Below are 5,710 nucleotides of genomic sequence, written 5' to 3'. Positions count from 1 at the left end.
GCCTTGTCCACCACATCGTAGGCCATCTCTATCTCGGGCATCATCGCGCCGACGGAGACTACCAACTCGCCCTCTCCTCCGGGCTCGGCGATGGATTCCTCCCCGCCGCTCTCGATGATTCCTTGGAGCCTCATGAGCTCCTTCCTCGGGGATTTGACCTTCTCGCTCTTGAGCTCGCCCTTGATCTGGGCCAGGCCGAGCAGTATCTTCTCGACCTGCTGCTCTGAGTCCGCCTTCTTCCTGATCTTCTTCCTGGCCTTGAGTATCTCTCCTTCCCTGACCTTGTCCAACAGCCATGGGAACTGGTTGAAGAGTGATTGGTCCGAGACCCTTGTTGACATGTAGTAGCTCTGCTGCACGGCTGCGAGTTCCTCGATTATCTGAAGAGCGAGCGTGGTCTTGCCCGTGCCCGCCATACCCCTCAGTATGAGGGAGTGTCCTCCTGGACTCGACAGGAATCTGACTATCTCCTTTGGAAATGTCGCGGTCCCTACAACTCCTGCGTCCTTCTTCTCTGCCATTTCATCACATCTCCTTGATTTCGACTACCGTTCCTTGGGCCTGAGGAACCCTCCGGCCAGCGCGTCTTCCTCTTCTTCTTCCTCGATGAGCTTGATCTCCTTCCACTCGCCCCCGAAGTCCTGGATCTGTCCCGTGACCATCTGGAACCTGACCCTGAGCTTCCCACCTTCGAAGAATATGTAAGCGTTCTTCAGCTGGGAGAGGTAGAGTACTATCCTCTTGCCCTGCTGCGTCAGCGCGCGTTCGACCGGCCTTAGGAGCCCGGCTTTCTCCAGGACATGAATCCTCCTGTAGCACGCGGCTATGGGTATGTTCAGCTTGGCGCTCAGCTCGAGCGCGTGCTTCGGTTTTCGGGAGCACGCAACCAGGATCTTCGCAGCGTATGTATCCATTATGAGTCTAGATGCCTCAATAGGGTCCAATCCTTGGCCTCCGTGTTATCGTCATCGCGCGGATGGTCGGATCAGCGACCATATAGGGGGGATCATACGCGACGCGGACGAGAGTCTGCCAATCTGTGATGTGCGAATAGACTGCTGCAGTTTAAATCCTTTGCGTTCGACGCGAAATGACTGGACATCGACCAGATACCGCCAAAGGGAGAGCGCACGCAAACATTATTACCATCATCAGTGCGTTCGAGTGGCTGTCCTGGCTTCAGGATGCGGAGGTGTAGTACACGAAGGGGTCCAAGTGCAAGTGCGGCTACATGACTGTGTCTAAGAAGCTGAGATGCCCCAAATGCGGCAAGCAGATGAAGCCGGCAGACTGGGAGGACAAAGGCAAGGTCCTGTCCTTCACATACCTCAACACTATCCCCGAGGGCCTCCCCGACCCGTACAACCTCGCCCTAGTGGAGATCGAGGACGGCCCCAAGATGGTCTGCTGGACCTCAGGCAGACTGAAGGAGAACGATGCTGTCGTCATCACGCAGCATAACGGGAAGTACATCTGCAGCCCTAAGACGGCATCGAAGTTTGAGCTCGACGACGAGCCTAAGGCTTGATGGATTCTATCTCGACCAGCGCGAACGACGGCCCGAGTGCGGATATCTTGGTCTTGAGCATGTCCGCGAGGTCCCCCTTGGACTTCGCTGACGCACGTCTGATGTCGATGACGAGCTCGCATGTCATGCGCTCATAGTAGACGAGCACGTTCGTGTAGCCTGCGAGTACATTGATGCTCTCGTCGCCCAACACCTTCATCACTTCGTGTATGGCGCCCGGCCTGTCAGGAAGGTCGATCCCCAGCTTCAGGAGCTTGGAATCTTCGTTGAGGAAGGCTATCGACAGTATCCACGCATCGGGCTCACCTATGAGCATGATCGGAGCGGAGCTCTTGCCGAGGAAGTTGACGTACGCCTGCGGCAGCTCGAACACTCCATCCTTGATGATAGATGCCTTCTTCTCGGTCTTCCTCAGGGCCTTCGTCCTTATCTTCTGGTTATCGACGGCGGCGCCCTTCGTGTAGCGCGTTGCGAGGTCGGACGCCTCCACGCAGAGGCAATCCACCATCGCAAGGCCCGAGTCGTTATGAGCTTTCGCGTCGTCGAACTCCTTCTTCAGGGCGGCGGAGTCACCGAAGAAGGATAGGTCCGCGAGCATCTCCCATACCATCACGACGTTCGGGACTGAGCTGACGGTCTCGGAGTTCAGGATGTCTATGTTCCGCGATTTCAGGAATTGGGCCGCCTGTGCCAGTGCGCCGGGTTCGTCACGGACCTGGAACGTCACGTAAGCGATCTCTCGGTAGTTCTCCGGACCGAACGGGGACAGCACGATCTCGAAGCTGCTCTTGCTGTCGATCTCGTACTTGAACATGGAGCTGAAGACCTCGCTCCCGTCCACTAGTCCGAGAGGCTCGCCAATCTTACGGCTGATCGTTATCTTGCCCGATTCCATCCGCCCGAAATCCCAGAGCTTCATCGTGCTCCCCCTATGAGTGAACATAAGAGCGTATGTGGGTGATAAACATGTTGCGCGGAGCGGGGTCCGCGCATATGGCAGCGGGACCTTATTTCCTGCGCAATGACGCAGCCGGTCTGCCGCGAATCAAGATAGCTGGTAGAGTAACTGCAAGCAAGACAATGACCGTCATTGTAGTGGTGGGGAACTCCGGATTGGTATGCAGATTTATACTATTTTGGCGAGAAGATGTAAAGAGTTGGCACTCGGTGCTTGAGCCCGGTCCAGTAACCGCAGGTCTTGCACTTGTAACCCATCGTGACAGTCCCCCCGTAGACCGTGAGGTTGCGTATCTTCTCCGTCTTGCCACCGCACACCGGACACGCACCCGCCCTCGTCTTCGTCGTCGAATCCCTGCCGTGGATGTCCAAGGACGCAAGGTCGTTGAGGATGGCCAAGCGTCGGACCCGCGACCCGCTCACCGAGTAGTCGGGGTCGTGCCTGTGGAGTTCCTTGAGAACCAGCTCCGTCATCTTCCTCTGGGAGTTGACGACACCGTGCCTGTGGAGGGCGTCCTTGATGGCCTCCACGATCTCGGTGTCAGAGGGTTTCCGATAGGCCATTGAAAGTGGATGGCTGTCCCCTTACGAAAAGCTTTGCAGGGCCATGCTCACTAGTGAGTGGGAGCGTCAGTCCCGCTTCCTTCTACTGATGGCCAGCACGAGCGCGAGGATCATGATGGTCGGCAGCACGCCCGAAGGGAACTCAGGTATCTCTGCCGCGGTCGTGAACTGCCACACGAAGTCCTGCTTGAGGCTATGCCCCTGCAGGTCAGTGGCGTTCATGCTGATGGTCACCGTATATGTCGTTCCTGGCAGGAGCCCGCCGGCATCCGGCGAGAAGGTCACGTTGTACGGGTCAACCTGGAAGGTACCCGCGACAGACGGCACGATCGAGAAGGATGGGACGAGAGAGGAGGTGTTCATGGGCTCGCTGAATGTGACGACGATGTCGGCGTCCAACGGCACACTGGAAGCTTGGGGAGAGAAGTCCATGACCGTCGGATTGCCAAGGGCAAGCTCGGACTCGTAAAGCTCGAGCAACTCGTCCCACGAGGTGTCGTTCGTGAAATTCATCTCCTGGAGGGGGTACGTTGGGTCTCTCGTGCCATTTGGAGGATAGAAGTACATCGTAAGGCCGTGAGTGTGGTTGACCGGGACGAGGCAGTTGTCAGGATTCGTACCGTGTGTCTCATTGAGCACGGACGCCTCAATCGCAGCCATCACTCCTTCGGCAAGAGCATCGATGGTGGCGTTGGGAATGACGTTCCGAAGGTTCTCAGCGAAATGATAGATGTCAATCCCGTCGTCGGTCCCCGCGGCGGAGTAGGCCTCCGTGAGGTTCCGTGCGAGAGCGACATGGTTGATCCAGAGACCTATGTTGTCTTGGAGCTCCGTGGCCAGGGCGCCCACCGAAACGACGAGCTCATCGATAAGCCCTAGATCCACGACGGACAGCGTGAAAGATTCGTTCAGCTCGTACCAGTTCGGAGTCCCTGTCAGCGAGAGGTAGTACTTAGAATAGTGGTCAAGAATCTCGTTGGCGAACTCGAGGGTCGGCATGTCCGGATTCGCAGCCAAGGCAGATAGCGGACCTGTGTACTCAAAGCCGTCGTCGGGGACGTATATCTCGGAGCCGACCAAGTACCGGGCGTAGGGCATGACCTGATATGCCACCTCGATCGAGGCCATAGAGCAGGCGTCGAAGCCAAGGATATCGAGCACAAGCCCGCCGTTCGTGGCCTGTGCAGAACGGAGAGCAGATTGCAGCTCGGACATGTTGAGCCAGTCATAGGGAGGAGTGTAGTCCCAGCAAACCCCGGACCAGCCCCCGCCATGGTCCCACAGCACGAGAGCGTAGTTGTTCGCGGGATAGGCTGTCACCCCCCAGTCTATGAAGTCCACAAGGGTGCTGGCATTGCCCATGTTGACCTCACCGATGTCAGAGCTGGCATTGGCGGCCGTGGGCGTCATGCCGCTTGTGACAAGGAACCGCTTGGTTGTGTTCCAATTGCCATAGGAGGTGTCGTAGAAGCGGCTCCTATCGAATTCTACCACGATGTTCACATTCGGGGTCGACCCCACGGCTGCCATCTCGAGGAAGTCCAATATCGCCACGCGTTCAAGGTCGTTGTCACCGTCCATGTAGACCATGAATGTCCAGGTGTTCGTCTGCCCGCGAGTGACCTTGGGGAAGACGAGCGAACTTGCACCTAGGAGGGCAATGATGAAGAGCACGGTCAAGAAGACGCGAAGCGTGCGCGGACTTGACGAGCGAGCAGGTCGCCCCATGTTCCGATCGATGATCGGGCGTTGAGCTCGCAGGTCGGACCGATACTGGCGCATCGTTTGCTCCATTGGATGTTATGACGTCGACCGTAGCAATAAAGTTTACCTGTTCCTGCCTTCGGAAATCGCACCTGACCGGTGACGCATAAGGCATCGTGGCTTTACAAAGGATAAGAGGAAGCTAGCGCTACCTACCGCTCAGGGACAGGATCAAGTACACGGATGGGTCGTGCAAGCCGCAGGGTCAATCACAGGCGGTCTCTAAGGACGACGAAGGACCATCTGTCCGAACTCGAGCGCAAGCGGCCACGCAGACTATCCAGGCCCTGAGCCAAGGACTCGGATTCTTACTGGGAGTCAGCTCGCTCGTTGAGAAGCAAAGGATATATGATAGCAGCAGTTACGAGGCGGTTAGTGAGGGCATGCGAGCGAAAGTCATAATAATGGGTGCCGCCGGAAGGGACTTCCACAACTTCAATGTGTACTTCCGCGACGACGCCAACTATGAGGTAGTGGCGTTCACCGCCACGCAGATACCGAACATCGAGGGCAGGAAATACCCAGCCAGACTCGCAGGCAAGCTGTATCCGCGGGGCATAGACATCTATCCGGAGAAGGACCTGCCCGAGCTCATCAAGAAGTTCGGGGCGGAGCAGGTCGTGCTGGCCTACTCGGACCTGAGCCACGTGGACGTGATGAACAAGGCGTCCCTGGTCAACGCTGTGGGCGCGGACTTCCGGCTGATGGGCATGAACCAGACGGCCCTAAAGTCAAAGGTGCCCGTCATCGCGGTGTGCGCCGTCAGGACTGGTTCCGGTAAGAGCCAGACAACGAGGGCCATCGCATACATCCTGAGGGCCAAGGGGAGGCGCGTGGTCGCGATCAGGCACCCAATGCCGTACGGGGACCTCGAGAAGCAGGCGGTCCAGAGATACG

At 57.5% G+C, this 5,710-nt stretch carries 7 protein-coding genes; 2 read left to right on the top strand and 5 right to left on the bottom strand.

Annotated features, from left to right (window positions below; all coding sequences use genetic code 11):
* Together KJ653_00035 and KJ653_00030 are read right to left on the bottom strand one after the other, a co-directional pair.
* Positions 1-521, bottom strand: a 521-nt coding sequence (locus KJ653_00035; GenBank protein ID MBU0684229.1) for a hypothetical protein, incomplete at its 3' end; no start/stop codon positions are given.
* A 24-nt stretch (positions 522-545) separates the two neighbouring features.
* Positions 546-944 carry a helix-turn-helix domain-containing protein gene (locus KJ653_00030; GenBank protein ID MBU0684228.1) on the bottom strand — a complete coding sequence of 133 codons (399 nt, stop codon included), beginning with the start codon at positions 942-944 and terminating at the stop codon, positions 546-548.
* A 287-nt stretch (positions 945-1,231) separates the two neighbouring features.
* Between KJ653_00030 and KJ653_00025 the strand changes: the two genes are divergently transcribed.
* Positions 1,232-1,528, top strand: coding sequence for a hypothetical protein (locus KJ653_00025; protein MBU0684227.1), 297 nt, complete (start codon positions 1,232-1,234; stop codon positions 1,526-1,528).
* On the opposite strand, the gene KJ653_00020 is transcribed toward KJ653_00025, so the two are convergent.
* The 3 genes from KJ653_00020 to KJ653_00010 all read right to left on the bottom strand — a co-directional run bounded on the left by KJ653_00020 (position 1,518) and on the right by KJ653_00010 (position 4,723).
* Positions 1,518-2,447, bottom strand: a complete 930-nt coding sequence (locus tag KJ653_00020; protein MBU0684226.1) for a hypothetical protein — start codon at positions 2,445-2,447, stop codon at positions 1,518-1,520. The two genes, KJ653_00025 and KJ653_00020, sit on opposite strands and share 11 nt — an antisense overlap.
* A gap of 212 nt (positions 2,448-2,659) precedes the next feature.
* Positions 2,660-3,049 (bottom strand): hypothetical protein, encoded by a 390-nt coding sequence (locus KJ653_00015; GenBank protein MBU0684225.1) that lies wholly within the window; start codon positions 3,047-3,049, stop codon positions 2,660-2,662.
* A gap of 66 nt (positions 3,050-3,115) precedes the next feature.
* Entirely contained in the window at positions 3,116-4,723 is a 1,608-nt protein-coding gene (locus KJ653_00010) for an Ig-like domain-containing protein (GenBank protein MBU0684224.1), read from the bottom strand.
* Positions 4,724-5,196: 473 nt separating this feature from the next.
* Here KJ653_00010 and KJ653_00005 point away from each other — a divergent pair.
* On the top strand, positions 5,197-5,710 hold a 514-nt coding region (locus KJ653_00005; protein ID MBU0684223.1), incomplete at its 3' end, for a GTPase.

It is taken from the genome of Candidatus Thermoplasmatota archaeon (genome assembly GCA_018814355.1).
Taxonomy (GTDB): Archaea; Thermoplasmatota; Thermoplasmata; order UBA10834; family UBA10834; genus COMBO-56-21.
Note: the sequence above shows the minus strand (reverse complement) of the source record. Positions and strands in the feature narration are given on the sequence as shown.

Excerpts from the sequence above, each read along its gene's own strand:
- KJ653_00025 (MBU0684227.1), top strand. The coding sequence starts at position 1,232 with ATGACTGTGTCTAAGAAGCTGAGATGCCCCAAATGCGGCAAGCAGATG.
- KJ653_00020 (MBU0684226.1), bottom strand. The coding sequence starts at position 2,447 with ATGAAGCTCTGGGATTTCGGGCGGATGGAATCGGGCAAGATAACGATC.
- KJ653_00015 (MBU0684225.1), bottom strand. The coding sequence starts at position 3,049 with ATGGCCTATCGGAAACCCTCTGACACCGAGATCGTGGAGGCCATCAAG.